The following is a 23,505-nucleotide window of genomic DNA, read 5'->3' as shown; positions in this document are numbered from 1 at the left end:
GGACGAACCTACCGGCCCCTGGCCGCCGACTGTCAAACACCCCTCCGACCAGGCAGGACGGCACCGGCGCCCCGGCGGACGGGGAGGATGCGCAGGTCGGGCGGCGCGGCCCCGGCGGCGGGTGGCCTGCGCGCCACCCCGGGAGATCACTCGCCCGGCCGTACGAACACCGTCCGCCCGCCGACCACGGTGCGCAGGCAGACCGGCAGATCGCGGCCGGGGGTGAGGTCGGGCAGGCCGGGGGTGCCGGAGCGCGGGTCGGTGGACCAGCGGGCGACCCGGTCGTCGGGGGCCTGGACGATCAGTTCGTCGGTCCGCCAGACGGCGTAGTCGGCGGGGGCGCCCGGGACCAGGACGCCGGCGTCGTCGCGGCCGACGGCCCGCCAGCCGCCGCGGGTGTGCGCGGTGAAGGCGGCGCGGACGGAGATCCGGTGCTCGGGCGTGTGGTGGAAGGCGGCGGCGCGGACCGTGCCCCACGGGTCGAGCGGGGTGACCGGGCTGTCGGAGCCGAACGCGAGCGGTACGCCGGAGCGCAGCAGCGCGGCGAACGGGTTGAGGGTGCGGGCCCGCTCGGCGCCCAGGCGCTGGGCGTACATGCCGTCCGCGCCGCCCCACAGCGCGTCGAAGGCGGGCTGGACGGAGGCGATCAGGCCCAGCTCGGCGAAGCCGGCGATGGTCTCGGGGGTGAGCATCTCGGCGTGCTCGACGCGGTGCCGGGCGGCCCGGATCCGGGCCAGGCCCACCTTCTCGGCGGCGGCGCGCACGCCCTCCACCACGGCGGTCACGGCGGCGTCGCCGATGGCGTGGAAGCCGGCCTGCAGGCCCGCCTCGGTGCAGGCCACGACGTGGGCGGCGACGGCGTCGGCGTCCAGGTAGGCGGTGCCGGTGTGGGCGGCGTCGGCGTACGGCTCGTGCAGGCAGGCGGTGTGCGAGCCGAGGGCGCCGTCGGCGAAGAGGTCGCCCGCGGCGCCGACCGCGCCGAGCGCGCGGGCCTTCTCGGTGTCCTGCTCGGCCCAGTAGCCGACCACGCGGGGGCCCGGCAGCTCGGCGGCGAGCCGCAGCAGGCCGGTGAAGTCGTCCTCGGAGGAGATCTGCGGGCCGCCGCACTCGTGCAGGGTGCCGATGCCCAGGGAGGCGGCGTGCGCCAGGGCGGCGCGCTGGGCCGCCGCCCGCTGGGCGGGGGTGATGGCGGCGAGGGCGGCCTCGCGGACGGTGTGGTGGGCGTCCCGGGTGAGCGGGGCGTCCTCGCGGGGGACGTCGCCGGGGACGAGGTCCAGCAGGGCGGTGGTGACGACCGCCGAGTGGACGTCGATGCGGGACAGGTACAGGGGGCGTCCGCCGGTGGCCTCGTCCAGTTCCGCGCGGGTCGGCGGCCGGCCGCCGGGCCAGCGGGCGGCGTCCCAGCCGTGGCCCAGCAGCACCCGGTCGTCGGGGCGGGCGGCGGCGAACTCGCGGATCCGGGCGAGGGCCGCCTCCAGGGAGGGGGTGCCGGACAGGTCGAGGCCGGTGAGGGCCAGACCGGTGGCGGTGGTGTGCACATGGGCGTCGGTGAAGGCCGGGGTGACCAGGGCGCCGTCGAGGTCGACCACCTCGTCCACACCGTCGGCGAACGCGTCGGCGGCGCCCTCGGAGCCGACCCAGGCGACGTGGCCGCGCTCGACCACCATCGCGGTGGCGAAGGGGTCCGCGGGGCTGTGCACCTCGCCGCGGCGGAGCAGGACGGTCTTGGGGGGCTCGGCGGTGCGCTCACTCATAGCCGACAGTTTCTCCTGCCGCCCGGGCGGAGCCGCACCTGGGGCAGGTGAAGGGGCGGTTTCGCGGGCGGCGGTCAGATCTTCGGCGGGCGTGCCTCGTACGGGGTGGAGAGCACCACCGTCGTCCGGGTCGACACCCCGGCCAGCGAGCGCAGCCGGGCGAGCAGTTCCTCCAGTTCGTGCGGGGTGGAGACGCGCACCTTGAGGATGTAGTTCTCGTCGCCGGCCACGCTGTGGCAGGCTTCGATCTCGGGGACGTCGGCGAGACGGTCCGCGATGTCGTCGGGGGCGCTGGGGTCGAACGGTTTCACCGAGATGAACGCGGTCAGCGGCAGCCCGACGGCCTCGGGGTCGACCACCGCGGCATAGCCGCGGATGACGCCACGCTGTTCCAGCCGGCGCACCCGCTGGTGCACGGCCGACGTGGACAGGCCCGTGGCCTTGCCCAGGTCTGTGTAGCTCATCCGCCCGTCCTTGACGAGCAGCTGCACGATCTGACGGTCCAGCTCCTCCATGCCGCCAAAACCTACAGTGCGCTTGATCTCTTCGGATACCTGAGAGGCGCAGGTCATTCCCTGTTCAGCGGAAAAAGCACCGGGACGGGCACCTGCGGGCGGCATGTGACGAACGCCACACACCTCGGACAGGCTCCGTGATGTTCTCGTGATTACCGCCGAGACCGGACGGGAAGTGCTTGCTGTGGTCGAGGCCGCAGCGCCGTCACGGCCCAGCCTTAGGGGGAGAATCCCATGCAGAATACCCATCGTCCTGGTCGGTCCGCGTCCGTGCACCGGCAGCCGGTGTCCGAGCCCGAGCCGGAGGGCGTCGAACCCGACGCCCTCGACGAGGAACTGGACGCCTACGACACCTTCGAGATGTACCGGGTGATCTGCCCGGACTGCGCGCAGCCGATCGCGCTCCTGGCGGACGAGGAGTTCCTGCCGGAGCACGCGCTGTGCGCCTCGCCGTGGAACCCGTTCGGGCTCACGGTGTGCGCGGGTACGGGCCGTTCGGCGGCCGACGCCCGCCCCGCGGACGAGTCCTTCGAGCCGCAGGAGCAGGACACCGCCCTGCTGCTGACGCTCCCCCAGGGTCTGAACTGGCGGACGCAGCCCTTCTCGCACGTCGGCGGCCCGGGCTCGCGCCCGATGCGCGTGCCGGCGATGCGCCGCCAGGCCGCCTGAGCCGCCCGAACCCCTCCCGCACGTTGCCTGCACCTCGGCGCCCGGACTGCCGTGGTGCAGGATCGGCGCGCTCGGACCGCCGGCCCGCATGCCGCGCGTGCCCGCGGGACGGAGTGGAGACCGCGGGTCCGCCGCACACCGCAACTCGCTCGGCAGCAAGGGTGGTTGGTGGCGCCCGTGTCGAAGAACGGGGCTGTCCGGACGCGCCGGTGACATGCGTGGACTGACGCTCGATTCCGCCGAGGGGTGACCTGGCCCGCCGTCGTCGCGTTGGCCGGGTATGACCCCCACGTACTCGGCGACCGGGCGTCAGCGCCGCATCTTCGTGCCGCGCCCGGCCGAACCGGTTCCGCCGGTCGCGCCGCCGCAGGACCCGCCCATCTACCGCGATCTCCTGCGGACCTGGGCCGACCGGGGCCGTACCCTGCCGGGCCGCCACGACCCGGAGTGGGTCAGGCTGGCGGCCCCGACGGTCCGCACGGGCCAGTTCAGCGGCCTTCTGGCCCGGCCAGGTGACGGGCGATGACCATCCGCTGGATCTGGTTGGTGCCCTCGACGATCTGCAGGACCTTGGCCTCGCGCATATAGCGCTCGGCCGGGAAGTCGGCGGTGTAGCCGTAGCCGCCCAGTATCTGCACCGCGTCCGTGGTGACCTTCATGGCCGTGTCGGTGCAGTGCAGCTTGGCCATGGCGGCCTGCTTGGCGAACGGCCGGCCCGCGTCCCGCAGCCGGGCGGCGGCCAGGTACAGCGCGCGGCCCGCCTCGATCTGGGTGGCCATGTCGGCGAGCATGAAGCGCAGGCCCTGGAAGTCGGCGATGGGCCGGCCGAACTGGCGGCGCTCGGTGGCGTAGCGGACCGCCTCGTCCAGCGCGGCCTGGGCGAGGCCGACCGCGCAGGCGGCGATGCCGAGCCGGCCGGAGTCGAGCGCCGACAGGGCGATGGAGAAGCCCTGGCCCTCCTCGCCGATGCGCCGGCTGTCCGGGACGCGGACGCCGTCGAAGTGCACCTGCGCGGTGGGCGAGCCCTTCATGCCCATCTTCTTCTCGGGCGCCGCACCGCTCAGACCGGGCGCGTCACCGGGCACGAGGAAGGCGGTGATCCCGCGCGGGCCGTCCTCGCCGGTGCGGGCCATCACGGTGTAGAAGTCGGCGATCCCGCCGTGGGTGATCCAGGCCTTGGTCCCGTCGAGCACCCACGTGTCGCCCTCACGGACGGCCTTGGTGCGCAGGGAGGCGGCGTCGGAGCCGGAGGCCGGCTCGGACAGGCAGTAGGCGCCGAGCAGGCCGCCGCCCAGCATCGAGGGCAGGTGCTCCGTCCGCTGCTGCTTGGTGCCGTAGGCGGCGAGCGCGTAGGACGCGAGCGTGTGCACGCTGACGCCGAGACCGACGGTGAGCCGGGCCGCGGCCAGCTCCTCCAGAACCTGGAGGTAGACCTCGTACGGCTGGTCGCCGCCGCCGCACTCGACGGAGTACGGCAGGCCGAGCAGGCCGGACTCGGAGAGCAGGGTGAAGATCTCGCGCGGGAAGCGGCCCGCGTCCTCCTCCTCCGCCGCCTTCGGCGCGATCTCGCGCTGGGCGATGTCCCGGACGAGGGCGAGCAGATCCCTCGCCTCCTCCGTGGGCAGTTGACGCTCCACCGGCTGCGGGTCGCGGTCGGACATGGCGTCGGGCTCCTCCCTGTTCGGGCACCGGCGGTCCGGCCCGGGGTGGGGGCGGCTCCGCCATCACTGCGCTGGACCGAAGGCGCCCGCTCCCGGGTCTCGGAAGCTGCTGACCTGCGGCATGCGCTGTGAGTATGCCCGATCGGCGACCTCCCGTCACCAGTTAACGACCGCTTACTTCAGGAGTCCTGTCGAGGGCTCCCGCGGAGCCGAAATTGGTCCGAACCATTGACCTACTGGTCTAGTCCTCCGTACCGTGCATGACCAACGCTTTACCGCGTTCATGCCAATCGGCGCGCGATCCCCTCTCCCCCCACGAGGAGACACCCGATGCACACTCCCCACCGCTCCCTCGTCCGGGCGCTCGTCTCGGCCGCGTGTACCGCCGCCCTCGGCGCCGGCCTGCTGGCCGGCACGGGCACGGCGACCGCGGCGGCGCCGAGCGCCCCGCAGCTGACGGCCGGCTCCAAGGTCGTCGGCTACTTCACCGAGTGGGGCACCTACGACCGCAAGTACTACGTCAAGAACATCGAGACCTCGGGATCCGGGGCCAAGCTGACCCACATCAACTACGCCTTCGGCAACGTCACCGGCGGCAAGTGCGCCATGGGCGACTCCTACGCGGCCACCGACCGGGCGTACACGGCCGCCGAGTCCGTCGACGGCGTCGCCGACACCTGGGACCAGCCGCTGCGCGGCAACTTCAACCAGCTGCTGAAGCTGAAGAAGAAGCACCCCGGCCTGAAGGTCCTGTGGTCCTTCGGCGGCTGGACCTGGTCCAGCGGCTTCGGCGAGGCCGCGAAGAACCCGGCCGCCTTCGCCCAGTCCTGCTACGACCTGGTGAAGAACTCCAAGTGGGCGGGCGTCTTCGACGGCATCGACATCGACTGGGAGTACCCGAACGCCTGCGGCAACACCTGCGACACCAGCGGGCGGGAGGCGTTCAAGAACCTGATGGCCGCCCTGCGCGCGAAGTTCGGCTCCTCGAACCTGGTCACCGCGGCGATCACCGCGGACGCCACCAGCGGCGGCAAGATCGACGCCGCGGACTACGCGGGCGCCGCCCCGTACGTCGACTGGTACAACCCGATGACGTACGACTACTTCGGCGCCTGGGACGCGAAGGGCCCGACCGCCCCGCACTCCCCGCTGAACTCGTACTCGGGCATCCCGAAGGCGAACTACCACTCCGCGGCGACCATCGCCAAGCTCAAGGGCCTCGGCATCCCGGCCTCGAAGCTGCTGCTGGGCATCGGCTTCTACGGCCGCGGCTGGACCGGCGTCACCCAGGCGGCCCCCGGCGGCACGGCCACGGGTCCGGCCGCGGGCACCTACGAGCAGGGCATCGAGGACTACAAGGTGCTCAAGACCAAGTGCCCGGCGAACGGCACCGTGGGCGGCACCGCCTACGCCAAGTGCGGCAGCGACTGGTGGAGTTACGACACCCCGGCGACCATCGCCACGAAGATGACGTACAAGAACCAGCAGGGCCTCGGCGGCACCTTCTTCTGGGAGCTGAGCGGCGACACCGCGAACGGTGAGCTGATCAAGGCGATCAACTAGCCCCGGTCAGCCGTCCCGGCGGGCGGGCGGCGGCGCGGGGTGGGCGGGGTCCAGCTCCTCGATGGCGCGCAGGGCCCCGCCGAGCGTCTTCACCAGCAGCTCGCGCATGGTGTCGCGGGACAGCCGGGGGCGGTCGATCCAGTCCAGGGTGGCGCCCTCCACGCTGCACACCCACGACAGCAGGCCCATCCGGGCCAGCGGGGAGATGTCGCCGCGGCCGTAGGCCCCCTCGGCGATCGTGGTGATGATCGCCTCGCGCACGCCGTCCCGGATCGCGTGCACCTCGGCGTCGAAGCCCACGCCGCCGCTGACGATGGTGCGGTAGGCGGCCTGGTGGTGCTCGGCGTAGCGCAGATACCCGTCGATGGTGCGGTGCACGCGGTCCACGGCGGGCAGCCGGAGGCCGCCGGCGGCGAAGGCGACCAGGTCGGCGACGGAGTCCTGGATGATCGCCAGGTAGTAGCCGCGCTTGGACCGGAAGTAGTAGTAGATCAGCCCCTTGGCCACCTGCGCCTGGCGGGCGATGTCGTCCATGGACAGCGCGTCGTAGGACGTGTCGGCGAACAACGCCCGCCCGATGGCGATGAGTTCGGCGCGCCGCGCCGCGGAGCGCTCGGTGCCGCGCACCGGGGCGGCGGCACGCTGCTGCGGCATCTTCACGAGGGACCCTGGGCTAGGCGCGACGGGACATCGGCAGTATGTCAGAACAAGCCGCACCCGGGGCCGGTCGGTTCAGAGCAGCCCGAGCTGGGTCACGAGCATCGCGAACACCGCGACCAGGACCCAGCCCATGACGTGCTCGACGATCTTCGGGCCGTCTTCCTGGGGGCCGCCGGTGCGGACGCGGGTGGCGGTGGCGGAGTGTGCGGTCATGCTGTCTCTCGCAGAGGTCGGACGTACGAAAACGGACTCCCCCCACCCATTCGTCCACCTTGCCACCCGCGACGGCGTTTGCGGTGATGAGCTTGGTCACACGCGACGGGACACCCCGGGCCTCAGTGCACGCCCACCGCGGCGAGCGCCTTGCGCTGGTGCGGGGTCGGATGGGCCGGGAAGTACAGGTAGCAGACCCCTCCGGTGCCGGAGACGACCTTGCCGTAGGCGTTGTACCGCTTGGTCCTGAGCCAGATGTTTTCCCACTCCCGCCGCTTGTAGACGCGGCGCACCGCCTCGTTGCTCGGCGAGGCGGGATCGTTGGCGATCACGTCCCCTTCGGCGGTGAAGCCGATGACGGTCATCAGGTGGCCGGAGGTGCCGTAACCGGCCCCCGTGAGCTCCCCCTTGAGGAACGACTGGGACGTTATGGCCGGGATGCCGGCCGCGATCAGCGTCTCCAGGTCGGTGAGCGAGGCGAGCCGGGTGACCACGCCCTGGAGGCCCTCGAACGTCGCCGCGTAGGCGGCGTTGAAGGGCCAGTTGCCGCAGCCCTCGTACTGGTGGTCGTAGGTGAAGCGGGCCGCGTGGCAGACCTGCGGGTCGGCGTAGCCCGGGTCCACCCAGGACAGCTGCTCGGGGGTGAGCCGGCCGCCCCAGTACTCGATGATCATCTGCGAGGAGGTGGGGCTGCACCAGGCCTCGCCGCCGTTGTCGTACTCCGGGTACTGGCCCTTGTGGATCTCCTGCGAGTAGCGGGGTACGGCCAGTTCCTGGGCGAGACCCGGGGCGGAGGGCGGGACGGTGAAGCGGTCGGGGATGTCGGAGCCCATCGCGCCGAGCCGCCACACGATCGGCGTGAGACGGGTACCGGGCCGGCGGTAGAGGGTGAGGCGCAGCCGGTACGACGCCAGGCGCAGGCCGGTGCTCGCGTCGTCGATGGCGAAGGTGTCGGTCCAGATCGTGCTCCGGCCGTCCGTCTGGTCGTCCACCGAGGTCCGCTTGATGTCCTGGTCGCCGGCCGCCCAGCGGCCCAGCACGTACCAGGGCGTCTCGGTGCCGTCCGAGTACGTGCCGTGCAGCTCGACCTGGAGCCAGGTGCCGTCGGGGGTGTGCGCGTTCCAGGAGGCGACGACCTCCGTCGCGGGCACGGAGAGCCGGTGCACCGGGGAGGTCCAGGTGGCGTACTCCCAGGTGGCGGTGGTGCCGGTGTGCGGGTCCCGGTAGTCGGTGCGGCCGGCGGGGGCGCCGATCACGACGCCGGGGCGCCGGCCGGGCACCGCCCGGGCGCCCTGGGCGGTGCCGCAGCGCCATTCGCGGTACGTCGTCCAGGCGTGGTAGTCGATCGGGCGGGCCTGCGCCCGGCCGGGGTCGCCGGTGCCGGTGGCGGGGTGTGCTGCGGCGGCGGGGGCCGCCGTGCCGGTCACCGCCGCGGCGACGGCTACGGCCAGAACGGTTCTGCGGGACGGCTCTTGGGCTCTGCTCATGGGCGCGTTGACCCCCAGGGTGTCCGAGTCGGGCTGGTCCGGTGCGCCAACTATGAAGGAGCCCGGATTCCGCTGCCAGCACTTCGGCGCATGCCGCGGCACGAATATTGGTCTCGGCCAGTGGCGGGGCATGGCCGGGGCGGGGGCCGGGCCGGCATGCGGCTCCGCCGCGTGGGCGCGACCGGCCCCCATGCACCCGGCCCCGGTACGGTCCGCGACCGCCCGAGCCGGACGGCTCGGTCAGACCAGATCCATCGCGGCGACCTCGTCGGGACGCCCGTAGCTGACCGGCCCCTGGAAGCGGCGGCGCGCCGTGGCGAACCACCACACCGTGGCCACCAGCAGGACGACGGCGAGCGCGATCGGCGCGTAGTTGAAGGAGTCGACGGTGATCGGCGAGGCCTGCGGCAGCATGAACAGGACGCTGCTGAGCAGGATCCAGGTCACCGCCAGCCAGCCGATCGGCCTGCCCCAGCGGCCCAGATGCCAGGGACCGGGCTGGAAGGCGTCGCCGAGCCGCAGCCGGAGGAAGATCGGTACGGCGTAGGCCAGGAAGAGTCCGACCACGTTGACGCTGACGATCGCGGTGAACGCCGTGTGCGACCACCAGCCCGGCACCACCAGGGCCAGCGAGCAGGCGACCGCGAGCCACACCGCCTTCACCGGCGTGCGGGTGCGCAGCGAGACGGAGTGCCACCAGCGGGAGCCGGGCATCGCCCCGTCCCGGGAGAAGGCGAAGATCTGCCGGGTGTTGCTGGTGAGGTTGGCGAGACCGCAGAAGAGCATCGCGCCGATGACGATGAGGAGCATCAGCTTGGCGGTGCGCAGGCCGAGCCCGTCGATGAGGATCTGCACGGGCGGCGCGGCGGCCCCGGCCTCCTTGGCGTAGTCGCCGATGCTGTAGACCAGCGCCAGCATCAGGACCAGCCCGGCGACCGCCGAAAAGCCGATGGCGCGGGTGATCCCCTTCGGGGCGCTGACCGTCGCGCGGACCGTTTCCTCGGACATGTGGAAGCTGCCGTCGAACCCGGTGAAGGTCCAGCTGGTGACCAGCAGGCCGAGCATGCCGCCGTAAAGCCCGCTCGTGAAGCCGGTGTTGTTCTCGAAATGCGTCACGAAGGACGCGGACTGGTGATGATCGGGCATCACTATGAGTGCACCCACGATCACGACGAGTCCGATCAGCAGCCACCACACGGAAATGCGGTTCAGTATGGCGACGAGCTGAACGGTGAAGGTGTTGGCGAGTCCCTGCACCACGATGATGAGGGCCGTGATGAGGACCGTCTGGTGGGCGCTCGGCTGGTAGGAGGGCCACTGCAGCTGCACGAACACCTGAATGAAGGTGGCGGCGGCATAGCCGGTGGCGGCGGTGCCGCCGATCTGTCCCACGAAGTTCAGCCAGCCCGTGAACCACGACCAGGCACCTTTGTGCCGCTTGGCGAGTTTACCCGCGGAAAAATAAAGGGCACCGCTCGTCGGATAGGCCGAGGCGACTTCCGCCATCGCCGCGCCGATGAGCAGGACCATGAGCGAGACGCCGATCCAGCCGAACACGAGAATGCGCGGGCCGCCCGCGTTCATACCGAATCCGAAGGACGAGAAAATACCCGAGAGGATATTGATGATCGTGAACGAGATCGCGAAATTGTCGAACGCCTGGAAGCGCCGGGTGAGCGCCCGTGGATAACCCATCGCGTGCAGGGTGGCGTCGTCGTCGAGCACGACGGAGTCCGCCGCGCGGGCCCGCGCCCGGGGGGTCGACATCCGTTCCGACACAGATCGGCCTTTCTCTCGATGGGGGGTGGGGGACGAGCGGGTCAGGCGGGTCCGGGGACGGGCAGGCCGCAGGCGCGCCGGGCCCGGGAGAGCTGCTCGGCGGGGTCGCCGAAGGCGCTCCAGGGCATGCGGGACGCGTACGGGCCCATCGCCGTGAACACCGCCCGGGCCTCGAACTCGCGCTGCGCCATGACCAGCGCGTGCGCGAGGTAGGCCAGGTCGAGCACCGGGGTGAAGCGGTAACCGGCCACCGTGGGCAGCCAGTTCTGGTAGATGGCCAGGGCGGTGGAGCGCCACTGGGGCTGCTCCCAGACCCGGTCGGCGAGCAGTTGGGTCGGGTTGTAGCTCTCCACCAGGGCGACCAGGGGCAGCAGCCGGAGGGCGGAGTCGGCGGGCGCCCGCTGGCTGAGGAAGGCGGCCACGTCCCAGGCCGCGGTGACCGAGCCGCCGTACCGCGTGAAGAAGAAGGACAGGAAGCGGTGGTGGGCCTCGCGGTTCCAGGGGTCCAGGGACAGGATGTGCGCGAACAGCCGCCAGGGGCCGGGCGGGGCGGTGAGCAGGCCCTGCGGGGCCGGGTCGCGCAGCCGGTGCAGCCGGGCCATGGCGAGCCGGGCGACCCAGGGGGTGGGGTCCGCGGGGGCCGCTTCGGCGGCCCGGTCGCAGGCGGTCAGCGCTATCCGCTCCAGCGCCTCGGCGCGGTCGTCGCGCGCGTCGGCGGCCCGCAGGGCGCGCTGCACGGCGACCCGGGCCCACATCAGCGCGGCCTCGGGGGTCGGCTCCTCGGCGAGCCAGCGCTCCACCAGGTCGGTGCCGGCCGCCTCGGAGGCGAGCACCAGCGAGCGGTGGGCGCGCAGGGCGAAGTCGGAACGCGTCTCGGCGAGCGCCTCATGGGCGTATCGATAACGTCCGGCCCGCACGTCCACGCATACGCTCGCCAGGACGCGGTCGTCGGCCGCCGGATGCCATACGTACTGCCCGTCGAATAACTCCGCGACCATGTCCCCCTGCCTACTCCCCGTTCGACGCATCACGTTGCGCAGGAGGCACCTTACTCAGCGTCGGCCACACCGGGAACGCCGAATTCGACATATCGGTCAGGGGATTCGGAATGTTTATCGGTACCTTTGACTGGCCGCCAGCCGATGGTTCAAAGCGCGACCACCACTAGACTGTTTCACGGAAAACCCACACTCCGGACCACCCACCCCACCCACCGCACGCCTCCCAGGGAATGACCATTCACGACCTCGCCGCCCGGCTGCGCGGGCTCCCTCCCTCGCTGGGACCGGTCCGGCTGATCGCCGTCGACGGGCACGCCGGCTCCGGGAAGTCCACCTTCGCCGGACGGCTGGCGCACGCGCTGGGCGGGGCGCCGGTGCTCCACCTCGACGACATCGCCAGCCACGAGCAGCTGTTCGCCTGGACCGGCCGGCTCCTGACCCAGGTGATCGAGCCGCTGGCGCGCGGCGAGGACGCGCTCTACGCCCCCTACGACTGGCGGGCCCGCGCCTTCGGCGCCCCGCGCCGGCTGCCGGCCGCGCCCGTCGTCCTGTTCGAGGGGGTCGGCGCCGGGCGCCGGGCGCTGCGCCCGCACCTGGCCCGGCTGCTGTGGATGGAGCTGCCCCGGCAGGAGTCCTGGGCCCGCGGCCGACGGCGGGACGGAGCGGAGCAGCAGGAGTTCTGGGACGGCTGGACGGGGGCGGAGCGAGCGCACTTCGCCGCCGACCCCTCGCGCCCCCATGCCGATCTTCTGGTGCTCCAGCGACCGGAGGGGTACGAGGTGCTCCCGGGACCCGGCGCACCGCCCGCTGCCGGGCCGGACGTGACGCAGGGTGATGGACCGTCCCCGATGTGGTGAACCTGTGAAGAGCCTTGTGGGACAACTTCCCCGAGTGCCTCAACTTCGCTTGACCCGGGGGCGGTACAGGTCTTACGTTCTCAATGTGCGGCTTTCGGAGCCGCCCACTCACGCGAAGCCCCCGGTTGTTCCCCCGTGACCGGGGGCTTCGTTCTGCCCGCGGGCCCGCCGGCCGGGCGCCCCGCGCACCGGTTCTCTCACCCTGGGTCACGAAACGCCGTGCGCCCCGTCTGCTCCCACCTCGCCGAACGGCCCGTGCGGCACCCTTCGGCACGCCCGGGTCCCGCGGGTACGATGCCCTCGGTGCGACCTTCGAGCGGCTGCCTCGCGCACCTGCAACTCCGTTCCGCGGCACAGCGGTTCGACCGCGGCGGCCGTCGGGCGACTGCCCGGTGGTGAACCACGGGGACACGGTTTGTTGGGGGACGTGATGGACTTCGGCACGCAGGGCCCCGAGGCCCCGGCCGACCTCGCCTGGCTGCGGGGCGTGGACGCCTACACGATGGGCGCCTATCCGCAGGCGGAGGAGGAGTTCCGCGCCGCGGTGCGGATGGACCCGGGCATGGCGGACGCCTGGCTGGGGCTGCACGCGCTCCGGGTCGACACCACCACCGCGCTGCTGCGGATGTTCCGGCACCGCGACCGCTTCGGGGAACAGCGCACCCGGCACCGCCGTGCCCTCAACTCCTGGTACTGGCTGGGCTGGTGGGTGCAGCCGGTGCTGGAGAGCCCGCGCGATCTGCTGCTGGCCCACGCCTCCCACTGGCTGGACGGCCGGCATGTGCCCGAGCTGGACCGCGCCCTCGCCGGGCTCCCCCCGGTCGACGCCGACCCGCAGGTCCGCTTTCTGCACGCCTGCCGCGCCTACCTGGTCAAGGACTGGGACCAGTTGGTCCGGCACACCGACCCGCTGCTGGACGATCCCCTGCTCGGCATCGAGGCCGGCCTGTTCGGCGGCATGGCCCGGGTCCGGCTGGAGATGTACGGGCAGGCCGAGCCGCTGCTGGCGGCGGCGCTGATGCGGTGCCGCAGCGAGCAGCCGCAGCGCAAGGAGCTGCGGTACTGGCTGGCGCGTGCGCACGAGGGGACGGGCCGGTCGGCCGCCGCGCTCCCCCTGTACCGGGCGGTGCACCGGGTGGATCCGGCCTTCATGGACACCTCCGCCCGGCTCGCCGCGATCGCCGAGGGCGACGGGTACGACGAGACGGCCGACCTCGCCGCGATCACGCTGGCCGGCGCGGGGCAGGACACGGTGGACGGGCCGGACGGGTTCGATCCGCTGTTCGGCACGGAAGGCCGGGATCTGCGGCTGCCGGAGCCCGATCTGCCGACCGGGCCGCTGCCCTCGGTGAGCGATCCCTCGGTACGGACGAAGACGGGGGTGCCGGGTGTGTCCGGGGTGACCGCCTCGCCGATCCCGGCCGGGCCGACGGACCCCGGGTTACTGGAGGAGGCGCTCGCCGAGCTGGAGCGCATGGTGGGGCTCGAACCGGTCAAGCGCCAGGTCAAGGCGCTGTCCGCGCAGTTGAACATGGCGCGGCTGCGGGCCGGTCAGGGGCTGCCGGTGCAGCCGCCCAAACGGCACTTCGTCTTCTCGGGGCCGTCCGGTACGGGCAAGACCACGGTCGCGCGGATCCTCGGACGGGTGTTCTACGCGCTGGGGCTCCTGGGCGGCGATCACCTGGTGGAGGCCCAGCGGGCCGACCTGGTCGGCGAGTACCTCGGGCAGACGGCCGTGAAGGCCAACGAGCTGATCGACTCCGCGATCGGCGGGGTGCTCTTCGTGGACGAGGCGTACTCGCTGTCCAACTCGGGGTACGGCAAGGGGGACGCGTACGGCGACGAGGCGCTGCAGGTGCTGCTGAAGCGGGCCGAGGACAACCGGGACCACCTGGTGGTGATCCTGGCCGGCTACCCCGAGGGCATGGACCGCCTGCTGGCCGCCAACCCCGGCCTGTCCTCCCGTTTCACCACCCGGGTGGACTTCCCCTCCTACCGGCCGCTGGAGCTGACCGAGATCGGCAAGGTGCTCGCGGCGGAGAACGGGGACCTGTGGGACGAGGAGGCGCTGGAGGAGCTGCGCTCCATCGCCGGGCACGTGGTCGACCAGGGCTGGATCGACGAGCTGGGCAACGGGCGGTTCCTGCGGACGCTGTACGAGAAGAGCTGTGCGTACCGGGATCTGCGGCTGTCCACCTACGCGGGGTCCCTGTCCCGGGCGGACCTGGCGACCCTGCGGCTGCCCGACCTGATGCAGGCCTACGGAGAGGTGCTGTCGGGTCGGGGGCCGCAGGATCCGTCGTCCTACTAGGTGACGCGGGCCGCTAGGCCATGGCCTCCTCGGGTTCCCCGCTCACCCTCGGTTCGGTCACCCTGACGTCGGGGGCCTCCCGGTGGGCGGGGTCCCGCACCTCTCCCACCAGCATCTCCAGGACGTCCTCCAGGGCGACCAGGCCCAGGACCCTGCCGGTGGCGTCGGCCACCTGCGCCAGGTGGGTGGCGGCGCGGCGCATCACGGTGAGGGCGTCGTCGAGGGGCAGCTCGGCGCGGAGCGTGGCCATGGGGCGCCAGACGTGCTGGGGGACGGCCCGGTCGGAGTCCTCCAGGTCGAGGACGTCCTTCACGTGCACGTACCCCATGAAGGGGCCCTTCTCGGTGGCCGCGACCGGGAAGCGGGAGTAGCCGGTGCGGGCGGTCAGCTCCACGATCTCGCCCGGGGTGACCGAGGGCTCCACCGTGACCAGGGACTCCCGCCGCAGCAGGACGTCCGTCACCGGGCGGGAGCCCAGTTCCAGGGCGTCCTCCAGGCGCTCCCGCTCCTCGGGGTCGAGGAGGCCCGCCTGACCGGAGTCCTCCAGGAGGCGGTTGAGCTGCTCGGTGGTGACGACCGCCTCCACCTCGTCCTTCGGTTCGACCCGGAACAGCCGCAGGATGCCCTGGGCGCAGGCGCCGAGGGCGACCGTGATGGGCCGGCACAGGCGGGCGAACCAGACCAGGCCGGGGCTGAGCCACAGGGCCGCCTTCTCGGGCGCCGCCATGGCGAGGTTCTTCGGGACCATCTCGCCGATGACGAGGTGGAAGAAGACCACCGCGGCCAGGGCGATGACGTAGCCGAGGGGGTGGATCATGCCGTGCGGCAGGTGGATCCACTCGAACACCGGTTCCAGCAGGTGCGCCACCGTCGGCTCGGCGACCGCGCCGAGCGTCAGGGAGCAGACGGTGATGCCGAACTGGGCGGCGGCCATCATCTGCGGCAGGCGTTCGAGGCCGTACAGCACCTGGCGGGCCCGGGCGGTGCCGAGCGGTTCGATCTGGCTGCGGCGGACGGAGACGAGCGCGAACTCGGCGCCGACGAAGAAACCGTTGGCGAGCACGAGCAGCGCGGCGAAGACCAGTTGCAGGAGGCTCACCGGGCGGCCTCCGTCGCAGCCGCCACCGGGGCCGTCCTGACCAGGCGGACCCGTTCGGCGCGGTAGTGGCCGACCTGCCGGACGGAGAGCCGCCAGCCGGGCAGTTCGGCCTTGTCGCCGGGGGCCGGGATCCGGCCGAGCAGGTCGGCGACCAGGCCGGCGACGGTCTCGTACGGCCCCTCGGGCACGTCGAGGCCTATGCGCTGGAGGATGTCGACGCGGCAGCTGCCGTCCACGTCCCAGGCGGGCCTGCCGTCCTCGGGCGGGGCGGGGGCCAGCTCGGGCGTGTCCTTGGCGTCGTGCTCGTCACGGACCTCGCCGACCAGTTCCTCGACGATGTCCTCCAGGGTGACCACGCCGGCCGTGCCGCCGTACTCGTCCACGACGACGGCGATGGGCTGCTCGCTGCGCAGCCGGGCGAGCAGCGGCTGGACGGGCAGGGTCTCGGGGACGAGGAGCGCCTTGCGGGCGATCCGGCCGACCGGGGTGCGCAGCCGGTCGCGGGCCGGGACGGCCAGCGCGTCCTTCAGATGGGCCATGCCGACGATCTCGTCGATCTTCTCCCGGTAGACGGGGAAGCGGGACAGGCCGGTGGCCCGGGTGAGGTTGACGACGTCCTCGGCGGTGGCCGAGTCCTGCAGCGCGCTCACCTTCACGCGCGGGGTCATGACGTGCTGCGCGGTCAGCTCGCCCAGGGACAGGGTGCGGACGAACAGGTCGGCCGTGTCCTGCTCCAGGGCGCCGGCCCGGGCGGAGTGCCGGGCCAGGGAGACGAGTTCGCCGGGGGTGCGGGCGGAGGCCAGCTCCTCGGCGGGTTCCACGCCCAGGGTACGGACCAGCCGGTTGGCGACCGTGTTCAGCGCGGAGATGACCGGGCGGAACAGCCGGGAGAAGTGGTGCTGCGGGCCGGCCACGAAACGCGCGACCTGCAGCGGCCGGGACACCGCCCAGTTCTTGGGCACGAGTTCGCCGATCACCATCTGGATCGCGGAGGCCAGCAGCATGCCGACGATCACGGCGACGCCGGAGGCGGCGCCCTCGGGGACACCGAGCGCGGCGAACGGGCCGTGCAGCAGCTCGGCCAGGGCCGGTTCGGCGAGCATGCCGACGACCAGGGAGGTGATGGTGATGCCGAGCTGGGTGCCGGAGAGCTGGAAGGACAGCTCCTTCAGCGCCTCCACGACCGTACGGGCGCGGCGGTCGCCGTCGGCGGCGGCCCGCTCGGCCTCCGGACGCTCGACCGTCACCAGGCCGAACTCGGCCGCCACGAAGAAGCCGTTGGCGAGAATCAGCAGGAACGCCGCTGCGAGGAGCAGCAGGGGGATGGTCACGCTGCCACCGCCTTCCCGCTATGTCGGGCAGGGGTGGCGCAGGTACTACAGGACGATCCGTCCATCGCCGGAGGGAGTCACTCCTCGGGTAGCAGGAGCCCCTGTGCACCGGGCGGCGCGCAGGGGCGGAGGCGCAGCGAGACGGCCTCCGCCCACCAGATTAATCAAGATCTGGGCTCGTGCGGCAGGGCGGACGGCGCCGAGTGGGCCTCGGCGAGCGCGCGCAGGGTCCTGGCGTCGGCGATGGCCCGCTGCTTGGCGATGCCCGGCTGGATGCCGAGCGCGGGCAGGCTGGTGCCGTCGCTGAGGTCGAGGAACACCCAGGGGTCGCCCGTCCGGAGGTTCACCCGGAGGATCTCCGCCCAGGCCAGGCGCCGCTTGCTGACGATGTTGACGACGGTGACGCCGGACCGGTCGGCGACCACCTTCACCCGGGCCAGCTGGGCCAGGAACCAGAAGATGAGCGCTCCGGTGACGATGAAGCTGAGCCGCGACCCGGGGCCGAGGTTCTCCAGCAGCAGCGCGATCCCGGAGATCACCAGGAAGATCACGACACCCGCGGTGAGCAGGACGGCCCGGGTGTGGCCCGGCCGGAAGGTGACGGGGAGGTCGGGCAGGGGGGTCGGGTCGGACATCGGTCGACGTACCTCTTACAGGCGGCAGGCGTGGATGGCCGTGGTCAGGATGGCGCGGGCGCCGATGGCGTAGAGGTCGTCCATGATCCGCTGGGCCTCCTTGGCGGGGACCATGGCGCGGACCGCGACCCAGCCCTCGTTGTGCAGCGGGGAGACGGTCGGGGACTCCAGGCCCGGGGTGAGCGCGACGGCCTTCTCCAGCTGCTCGACCCGGCAGTCGTAGTCCATCATCACGTACGTCCGGGCCACCAGGACGCCCTGGAGGCGGCGCAGGAACTGCTGGACCTTCGGCTCCTCGCCGTCGGCGCCGGTGCGCCGGACGACGATCGCCTCGGACTTCATGATCGGCTCGCCGAAGACCTCCAGGCCCGCGTTGCGCAGGCTGGTGCCGGTCTCGACGACGTCGGCGATGACCTCGGCGACACCCAGCTCGATCGCGGTCTCGACGGCGCCGTCCAGGTGGACGACGGAGGCGTCGACGCCGTGGTCGGCGAGGTGTCCCGCGACGATCCCCTCGTAGGAGGTGGCGACCGTCCGGCCCTTGAGGTCCGCGACGCCGTTCGCCGTGCCGGGCTTGGCGGCGAAGCGGAAGGTGGAACGGGCGAAGCCGAGCGGCAGGATCTCCTCGGCGTCGGCGCCGGAGTCGATCAGCAGGTCACGACCGGTGATGCCGATGTCCAGGCGGCCGGACGAGACGTAGATCGCGATGTCGCGGGGGCGGAGGTAGAAGAACTCGACCTCGTTCTCCGGGTCGACGATGCGCAGCTCTTTGGACTCGCGGCGCTGCTGGTAGCCGGCCTCATGCAGCATCTCCGCCGCAGGGCCGGACAGTGAACCCTTGTTGGGGACGGCGATGCGCAGCATGGGGTCGGCTTCCTTTGCTCGTTCTCTACGGGGTGGGGTGCGGGGGTACGGCTTACAGGTGGGCGTAGACGTCGTCCAGGGAGATGCCGCGGGCGACCATCATCACCTGGACGTGGTACAGCAGCTGCGAGATCTCCTCGGCGGCCGCCTCCTTGCCCTCGTACTCGGCGGCCATCCAGACCTCGGCGGCCTCCTCGACGACCTTCTTGCCGATGGCATGGACGCCCTTGCCGACCAGCTCTGCGGTACGGGAGGTGGCGGGATCGCCGTGGGCGGCCTTGTGCTGCAGCTCGGTGAAGAGCTGCTCGAACGTCTTCTTGGACATGGTGAGCCCCACCCTACGCGGTGCGCGGGGCTCCTCAGTGCCAGGGTTCGGATACTGAGCGCAGCGTGGCCGCCGTCGCGACCGCGGCCGTCACCGCCTCGTGGCCCTTGTCCTCGGTGGAGCCCTCCAGGCCGGCCCGGTCCAGGGCCTGCTCCTCGGTGTCGCAGGTGAGCACGCCGAAGCCGACGGGGACGCCGGTCTCGACGGAGACCTGGGTGAGGCCCTGGGTGACGCCCTGGCACACGTAGTCGAAGTGGGGGGTGCCGCCCCGGATGACGACGCCGAGGGCGACCACGGCGTCGTAGCCGCGGCCCGCGAGGACCTTGGCGGCGACCGGCAGCTCGAAGCTGCCGGGGACCCGGATCAGGGTCGGCTCGTCGATGCCCAGGTCGCGCAGGGCGCGCAGGGCGCCGTTCACCAGCCCGTCCATCACCTTGTCGTGCCACTGCGCCGCGATGACCGCGACCCGCAGGTCGCTCACGTTGCGTACGGACAGCTCCGGTGCACCCTTGCCGCTCACGTCTCTCCTCAGTGCTCTCTTGCTTACTGGTTGCCGCACGTCGACACGGCGGGCGTGTCGAGCCAGGGCAGGTCGTGCCCCATCCGGTCCCGCTTGGTGCGCAGGTAGCGGAGGTTGTGCTCGCCGGCCTGGACCGGCATCGGCTCGCGGCCGGTGACCTTCAGGCCGTGGCGCAGCAGCGCGTCGGTCTTGTCGGGGTTGTTGGTCATCAGCCGGACCCCGCGCACGCCGAGGTCGGCGAGGATCTGCGCGCCGGCGCCGTAGTCGCGGGCGTCGGCGGGCAGGCCGAGTTCGAGGTTGGCGTCCAGGGTGTCGTGGCCCTGCTCCTGGAGCTCGTAGGCGCGCAGCTTGGACAGCAGGCCGATGCCGCGCCCCTCGTGTCCGCGCAGGTAGACGACCACGCCCCGGCCCTCGGCCTGGATGCGTTCCAGGGCGGTGTCCAGCTGGGGGCCGCAGTCGCAGCGCAGGGAGCCGAAGACATCGCCGGTGAGGCATTCGGAGTGGACGCGGACCAGGACGTCCTCGCCGTCGCCGAGGTCGCCGTGGACGAGGGCGACGTGTTCGACGCCGTCGACGGCGGACCGGTAACCGTAGGCGGTGAAGGTGCCGTGCCGGGTGGGCAGGCGGGTCTCGGCCTCGCGGCGGACGGTGGGCTCGCTGCTGCGGCGGTAGGCGATCAGGTCCTCGATGGAGATGATCGTCAGGCCGTGCTTGCGGGCGAACGGGATCAGCTCGGGCAGCCGGAGCATCCGGCCGTCCTCGCCGGCGATCTCCACGATGGCGCCGGCCGGGCGGAGCCCTGCGAGCCGGGCGAGGTCGACGGCGGCCTCGGTGTGGCCGTTGCGGACCAGGACGCCGCCGGGCCGGGAGCGCAGCGGGAAGACGTGGCCGGGGCGGACGAGGTCGGTGGGCTCCGCCGTACCGCTCGCGAGCAGCTGGAGCGTGGTGGCGCGGTCGGCGGCGGAGATGCCGGTGCTCACGCCGTGCGCGGCGGAGGCGTCCACGGAGATCGTGAACGCGGTCTTCATGGACTCGGTGTTGTCCTCGACCATCTGCGGCAGCCGCAGCCGGTCGAGTTCCTCGCCCTCCATGGGGGCGCAGATCAGGCCGCGGCACTCGCTCATCATGAAGGCGACGATCTCGGGGGTGGCCTTCTCGGCGGCGATGACGAGGTCGCCCTCGTTCTCCCGGTCCTCGTCGTCCACGACGACCACCGGGCGGCCGGCGGCGATGTCGGCGATGGCCCGCTCGACCGGGTCGAGCCGGAAGTCCTCGATGTCGGCGGTGTCGTACAGCGGCGGTGCCGAGGTCATACCGGCGCTCCTTCCAGTGCGGGCTGCGGGCTCCGGCGGGAGCGCAGCCACCAGTCGCGCATGCCCCACAGGACGAGTGCGCCGTAGATGACGTAGACGAATCCGGAGAAGGCGTAGCCGTTGGCGAAGTTGAGGGGGACGCCGACGAGGTCGACGAGCAGCCAGGCGAACCAGAACTCGACCATGCCCTTGGCCTGGGCGTACATCGCGACGACGGTGCCGACGAAGATGTAGGCGTCGGGCCACGGGTCCCAGGACAGCTTGGGGTAGGCCGTGAAGAGCAGGGCGACGGCGACCGTGCCGGCCGCGGCGGCGGCGAGCATCGCGCCGCGCTCGCGCCAGCTGGCGAAGCGTACGGTGATCCGGCCGTCGTCGGCCTTGCCCCGGCCGCGCTGCCACTGCCACCAGCCGTACAGGGCGACGACCATGACGACGACCTGCTTGCCGGCGCTGCCGGTCAGGTGGCCGTAGAAGGCGGCGAAGAGGACGAGGCCGGACAGGAACTGGACGGGCCAGGTCCACAGGGAGCGGCGCCAGCCGAGGGCGAGGGTGATCAGGCCGAGGATGTTGCCGACCATGTCCGACCAGATGATGTGCTGGCCGAAGAGGGTGAACGCCTCGGAGTTCATCCAGTTCACCGGCCGGCCCCCTGCCCGGCCGCGAGCAGCCGCTCCACGTACTTGGCGATGACGTCCACTTCGAGGTTGACCGGGTCGCCGGGCTGCTTCACGCCGAGCGTGGTGAGGGCGAGGGTGGTCGGGATGAGGCTGACGGTGAAGTGGTCGGCGCCCGCGTCCACGACGGTGAGGCTGATGCCGTCGACGGTGATGGAGCCCTTCTCCACGACGTACCGGGAGAGGTCGGCCGGGAGGGAGATCTTCACGATCTCCCAGTTCTCGGAGGGGGTGCGCGCCAGGATCTCGCCGGTGCCGTCCACGTGTCCCTGCACGATGTGGCCGCCGAGGCGGGCGCCGACGGCGGTGGGCCGTTCCAGGTTGACGCGGGAGCCGACGGTGAGCGCGCCCAGGCTGGAGCGCTTCAGGGTCTCGGCCATGACGTCGGCGGTGAATTCGTCGCCCTCGTGCTCGACCACGGTGAGACAGACCCCGTTCACGGCGATGGAGTCGCCGTGCCGCGCGCCCTCGGTGACGACGGGGCCGCGGAGCCGGAAGCGGGAGGAGTCGCCGAGGTTCTCGACGGCGGTGACTTCACCCAGCTCTTCGACGATTCCGGTGAACACTTCCCGGGTCCTCCTGCCTCTTGGGGCACGGACTCCGGGGCCTGTCGATGACGACAGAAAGACACGGATGAGCACACAGACCGGGGGCGTCGCCGGAACGGACGCGTCCGCACACGGGCGCGTCCAGATACGGCGGCGCGCACACGGAGACGCATGCCCGCCCGCCGCGCACTGCCTCCCATCCGGACTTTAACCGTCGGTCCAGGAATTTCACCTGGTCAACCGGCCGCTGGAAGCGACCGGGTCGCGGACTGTAACCGCCGGTTCGGACTTTCACCGACCCCGGAGTGCGCTGCTTCTGGTACAGGGCCAGTGTGCCACGCCCGGCACTCAGCCAGGCGAGTGAAAGGTGTGGGCTCGCTCACAGTACGTGTCGCCGGTTTCGCGCCACGCAGCCGCCCGGTCGATCTTGCCGGGGAAGGTGGTCGTCGACGTTGGTCCGGACCCATTGACCGCACTGGTCTAGTCCTTTTAGGGTGCGGGCGGGCCCGGCGGCGGTGACGACGGCCCTTGCCCGCCGCCGGGCCGCCAAGGGTTCTGGTGCGGACTCCGGCATGGGCCGCGGCAGACGAGGGCGCGCTGACGGACGCCGCGCGGCGGGCCGGTACAGTCGGCCCCCATGACGGCATTGGTGATCCGCGCGATCGAGTGGGACGGGACGGCGTGGGACGACCCGTCCGAGGACAAGCTCCACGACTTGCTGGCGGACATGAGCCTGACATGGCGGTTCGTCATCGTGGAGCGACTCGACCGGGAGCCCGCCGGACAGCACTACATGCAGGTGTACCTCAACGATGATCTGAGTTACCGGGTGGAGTACCGCGAGGGCGGTCCGGACCGGCACTTCCAGGCCCGGGTGCCGCGCGAGAGCGACATATTCGCCGTCGAGCCCGTGGCCGAGGTGGTGCGGGACTGGGCCTTCGGGCGACCGGGCTGGCGGGAGGCGCTGGCCTGGACCCCCTGGCGGCCGGACGAACCGCTGCGGGCCTGAGCCCTCCGGTCCCGATCGCGGCGGTCATCCGCCGAGGGCCCGGCCCTCGCCTTCGAGCGGTCATCCGCCAAGGCGCCTGACTCCCCGGCTCCGAGCGGTCATCCGCCGAGAGCCCGACTCCTCGCCTTCGAGCGGTCATCCGCCGAGAGCCTGACTCCCCGGACCCGAGCGGTCATCCGCCCAGGCCTGGCTCCCCGGCATTTAGCGGTCATCCGCCAAGGCGCCTGACTCCCCGGCTCCGAGCGGTCATCCACCGAGGGCCCGACCCCTCGCCTTCGAGCGGTCATCCACCGAGAGCCTGACTCCCCGGCCCCGAGCGGTCATCCGCCAAGGCGCTCGGGCGGCGCGAACAGCTCGTCCTGGGCGCGGTCCCGTGCGGTGAGGAGCGCTCCGCGCAGGACGGCCGTCCCGCCGAGGCTGCTCGCCCGCACCTCGGTGACCAGCGGTGACATCCGGCGCAGCCGCTCCTCCACCAGCCCGGCGAGCACCGTGCCCCCGGCCTGCCCCACCTCCCCGCCGAGCACCACACAACCGGGGTCGAGCACGGCCACCACGGAGGCGGCGCCGACGGCGATCCGATCGGCGAGGGCACCGAGGAAACGCGCGGCGGGCAGCTCACCGGCCGGCCCCGCGACCGCCTCGGCGACGCCCCCCGCCACCACCGCGGATTCCGGCCCGGCGCCGGCACCCGGCCGATCCGCCGACGACGACCCGGCA

The 23,505-nt window shown here is 72.2% G+C and carries 23 protein-coding genes and 1 riboswitch; of the genes, 5 read left to right on the top strand and 18 right to left on the bottom strand.

What is annotated here, in order from left to right; all coding sequences use genetic code 11:
• Nucleotides 1–146: 146 nt before the first annotated feature.
• Together CCN44_RS17455 and CCN44_RS17450 are read right to left on the bottom strand one after the other, a co-directional pair.
• Nucleotides 147–1,754, bottom strand: coding sequence for an amidohydrolase (locus tag CCN44_RS17455; protein WP_086698176.1), 1,608 nt, complete (start codon nucleotides 1,752–1,754; stop codon nucleotides 147–149).
• A 74-nt stretch (nucleotides 1,755–1,828) separates the two neighbouring features.
• On the bottom strand, nucleotides 1,829–2,269 hold the full coding sequence (locus tag CCN44_RS17450; protein WP_059248183.1) for an Lrp/AsnC family transcriptional regulator: 441 nt from the start codon (nucleotides 2,267–2,269) through the stop codon (nucleotides 1,829–1,831).
• Between the two features lie 234 nt (nucleotides 2,270–2,503).
• Here CCN44_RS17450 and CCN44_RS17445 point away from each other — a divergent pair, with 234 nt between their 5' ends.
• Nucleotides 2,504–2,938 (top strand): hypothetical protein, encoded by a 435-nt coding sequence (locus CCN44_RS17445; RefSeq protein ID WP_059248184.1) that lies wholly within the window; start codon nucleotides 2,504–2,506, stop codon nucleotides 2,936–2,938.
• A 488-nt stretch (nucleotides 2,939–3,426) separates the two neighbouring features.
• Here the strand turns inward: CCN44_RS17445 and CCN44_RS17435 are convergent, their stop codons facing one another.
• Entirely contained in the window at nucleotides 3,427–4,599 is a 1,173-nt protein-coding gene (locus tag CCN44_RS17435; protein WP_086698175.1) for an acyl-CoA dehydrogenase family protein, read from the bottom strand.
• 330 nt (nucleotides 4,600–4,929) lie between these two features.
• Between CCN44_RS17435 and CCN44_RS17430 the strand changes: the two genes are divergently transcribed.
• On the top strand, nucleotides 4,930–6,162 hold the full coding sequence (locus CCN44_RS17430; RefSeq protein ID WP_059248187.1) for a glycoside hydrolase family 18 protein: 1,233 nt from the start codon (nucleotides 4,930–4,932) through the stop codon (nucleotides 6,160–6,162).
• A gap of 6 nt (nucleotides 6,163–6,168) precedes the next feature.
• Here CCN44_RS17430 and CCN44_RS17425 read toward each other — a convergent pair whose 3' ends face one another.
• The 5 genes from CCN44_RS17425 to CCN44_RS17410 form a co-directional block, all read right to left on the bottom strand.
• Nucleotides 6,169–6,816, bottom strand: a complete 648-nt coding sequence (locus tag CCN44_RS17425; RefSeq protein ID WP_059254848.1) for a TetR/AcrR family transcriptional regulator — start codon at nucleotides 6,814–6,816, stop codon at nucleotides 6,169–6,171.
• A gap of 78 nt (nucleotides 6,817–6,894) precedes the next feature.
• On the bottom strand, nucleotides 6,895–7,035 hold the full coding sequence (locus CCN44_RS43275; RefSeq protein ID WP_107117973.1) for an SCO1431 family membrane protein: 141 nt from the start codon (nucleotides 7,033–7,035) through the stop codon (nucleotides 6,895–6,897).
• A gap of 122 nt (nucleotides 7,036–7,157) precedes the next feature.
• A complete protein-coding gene (locus CCN44_RS17420; protein ID WP_086698174.1) occupies nucleotides 7,158–8,522 on the bottom strand; it encodes a peptidase C39 family protein in 1,365 nt (454 codons plus the stop codon).
• A gap of 240 nt (nucleotides 8,523–8,762) precedes the next feature.
• Entirely contained in the window at nucleotides 8,763–10,289 is a 1,527-nt protein-coding gene (locus CCN44_RS17415; RefSeq protein ID WP_202430219.1) for an amino acid permease, read from the bottom strand.
• Nucleotides 10,290–10,342: 53 nt separating this feature from the next.
• On the bottom strand, nucleotides 10,343–11,299 hold the full coding sequence (locus CCN44_RS17410; protein ID WP_059248190.1) for a hypothetical protein: 957 nt from the start codon (nucleotides 11,297–11,299) through the stop codon (nucleotides 10,343–10,345).
• Nucleotides 11,300–11,532: 233 nt separating this feature from the next.
• Here CCN44_RS17410 and CCN44_RS17405 point away from each other — a divergent pair, with 233 nt between their 5' ends.
• Nucleotides 11,533–12,159: a uridine kinase family protein gene (locus CCN44_RS17405; protein ID WP_086698173.1), complete on the top strand. Its 627-nt coding sequence runs from the start codon at nucleotides 11,533–11,535 to the stop codon at nucleotides 12,157–12,159.
• A 430-nt stretch (nucleotides 12,160–12,589) separates the two neighbouring features.
• Nucleotides 12,590–14,470 carry an AAA family ATPase gene (locus tag CCN44_RS17400; protein WP_086698172.1) on the top strand — a complete coding sequence of 627 codons (1,881 nt, stop codon included), beginning with the start codon at nucleotides 12,590–12,592 and terminating at the stop codon, nucleotides 14,468–14,470.
• Between the two features lie 13 nt (nucleotides 14,471–14,483).
• On the opposite strand, the gene CCN44_RS17395 is transcribed toward CCN44_RS17400, so the two are convergent.
• The 9 genes from CCN44_RS17395 to CCN44_RS17355 all read right to left on the bottom strand — a co-directional run bounded on the left by CCN44_RS17395 (nucleotide 14,484) and on the right by CCN44_RS17355 (nucleotide 21,797).
• Nucleotides 14,484–15,569: a hemolysin family protein gene (locus CCN44_RS17395; protein ID WP_059248193.1), complete on the bottom strand. Its 1,086-nt coding sequence runs from the start codon at nucleotides 15,567–15,569 to the stop codon at nucleotides 14,484–14,486.
• Nucleotides 15,566–16,900 carry a hemolysin family protein gene (locus tag CCN44_RS17390; RefSeq protein WP_086698171.1) on the bottom strand — a complete coding sequence of 445 codons (1,335 nt, stop codon included), beginning with the start codon at nucleotides 16,898–16,900 and terminating at the stop codon, nucleotides 15,566–15,568. The genes CCN44_RS17395 and CCN44_RS17390 overlap by 4 nt, the downstream gene beginning before the upstream one ends.
• 164 nt (nucleotides 16,901–17,064) lie before the next feature.
• Nucleotides 17,065–17,535: a PH domain-containing protein gene (locus CCN44_RS17385; RefSeq protein WP_059248195.1), complete on the bottom strand. Its 471-nt coding sequence runs from the start codon at nucleotides 17,533–17,535 to the stop codon at nucleotides 17,065–17,067.
• Nucleotides 17,536–17,550: 15 nt separating this feature from the next.
• Nucleotides 17,551–18,399, bottom strand: a complete 849-nt coding sequence (hisG, locus tag CCN44_RS17380; RefSeq protein WP_059248196.1) for an ATP phosphoribosyltransferase — start codon at nucleotides 18,397–18,399, stop codon at nucleotides 17,551–17,553.
• A gap of 52 nt (nucleotides 18,400–18,451) precedes the next feature.
• Nucleotides 18,452–18,724 (bottom strand): phosphoribosyl-ATP diphosphatase, encoded by a 273-nt coding sequence (locus CCN44_RS17375; RefSeq protein ID WP_059248197.1) that lies wholly within the window; start codon nucleotides 18,722–18,724, stop codon nucleotides 18,452–18,454.
• Between the two features lie 34 nt (nucleotides 18,725–18,758).
• Nucleotides 18,759–19,244 carry a 6,7-dimethyl-8-ribityllumazine synthase gene (ribH, locus tag CCN44_RS17370; RefSeq protein WP_059248198.1) on the bottom strand — a complete coding sequence of 162 codons (486 nt, stop codon included), beginning with the start codon at nucleotides 19,242–19,244 and terminating at the stop codon, nucleotides 18,759–18,761.
• 23 nt (nucleotides 19,245–19,267) lie between these two features.
• Nucleotides 19,268–20,557 (bottom strand): bifunctional 3,4-dihydroxy-2-butanone-4-phosphate synthase/GTP cyclohydrolase II, encoded by a 1,290-nt coding sequence (locus CCN44_RS17365; protein ID WP_086698170.1) that lies wholly within the window; start codon nucleotides 20,555–20,557, stop codon nucleotides 19,268–19,270.
• The gene (locus CCN44_RS17360) at nucleotides 20,554–21,195 is read right to left on the bottom strand and encodes a nicotinamide mononucleotide transporter family protein (RefSeq protein ID WP_059248200.1); all 642 of its coding nucleotides are present in this window, start codon (nucleotides 21,193–21,195) and stop codon (nucleotides 20,554–20,556) included. The genes CCN44_RS17365 and CCN44_RS17360 overlap by 4 nt, the downstream gene beginning before the upstream one ends.
• Nucleotides 21,192–21,797: a riboflavin synthase gene (locus tag CCN44_RS17355; protein WP_059248201.1), complete on the bottom strand. Its 606-nt coding sequence runs from the start codon at nucleotides 21,795–21,797 to the stop codon at nucleotides 21,192–21,194. The genes CCN44_RS17360 and CCN44_RS17355 overlap by 4 nt, the downstream gene beginning before the upstream one ends.
• 164 nt (nucleotides 21,798–21,961) lie before the next feature.
• Nucleotides 21,962–22,092, bottom strand: a riboswitch (FMN riboswitch).
• 324 nt (nucleotides 22,093–22,416) lie between these two features.
• Here CCN44_RS17355 and CCN44_RS17350 point away from each other — a divergent pair.
• Nucleotides 22,417–22,788 carry a hypothetical protein gene (locus CCN44_RS17350; protein WP_086698169.1) on the top strand — a complete coding sequence of 124 codons (372 nt, stop codon included), beginning with the start codon at nucleotides 22,417–22,419 and terminating at the stop codon, nucleotides 22,786–22,788.
• Nucleotides 22,789–23,108: 320 nt separating this feature from the next.
• Here the strand turns inward: CCN44_RS17350 and CCN44_RS17345 are convergent.
• A partial coding sequence (locus tag CCN44_RS17345) for an ROK family protein (protein ID WP_143649824.1) occupies nucleotides 23,109–23,505 on the bottom strand: 397 nt, incomplete at its 5' end.

The sequence above is a fragment of the Streptomyces tricolor genome (assembly GCF_002155905.1).
GTDB classification, from domain to species: domain Bacteria; phylum Actinomycetota; class Actinomycetes; order Streptomycetales; family Streptomycetaceae; genus Streptomyces; species Streptomyces tricolor.
The sequence above is the reverse complement of the archived record's forward strand: the minus strand, read 5'-3'. Positions and strand labels throughout refer to the sequence as shown.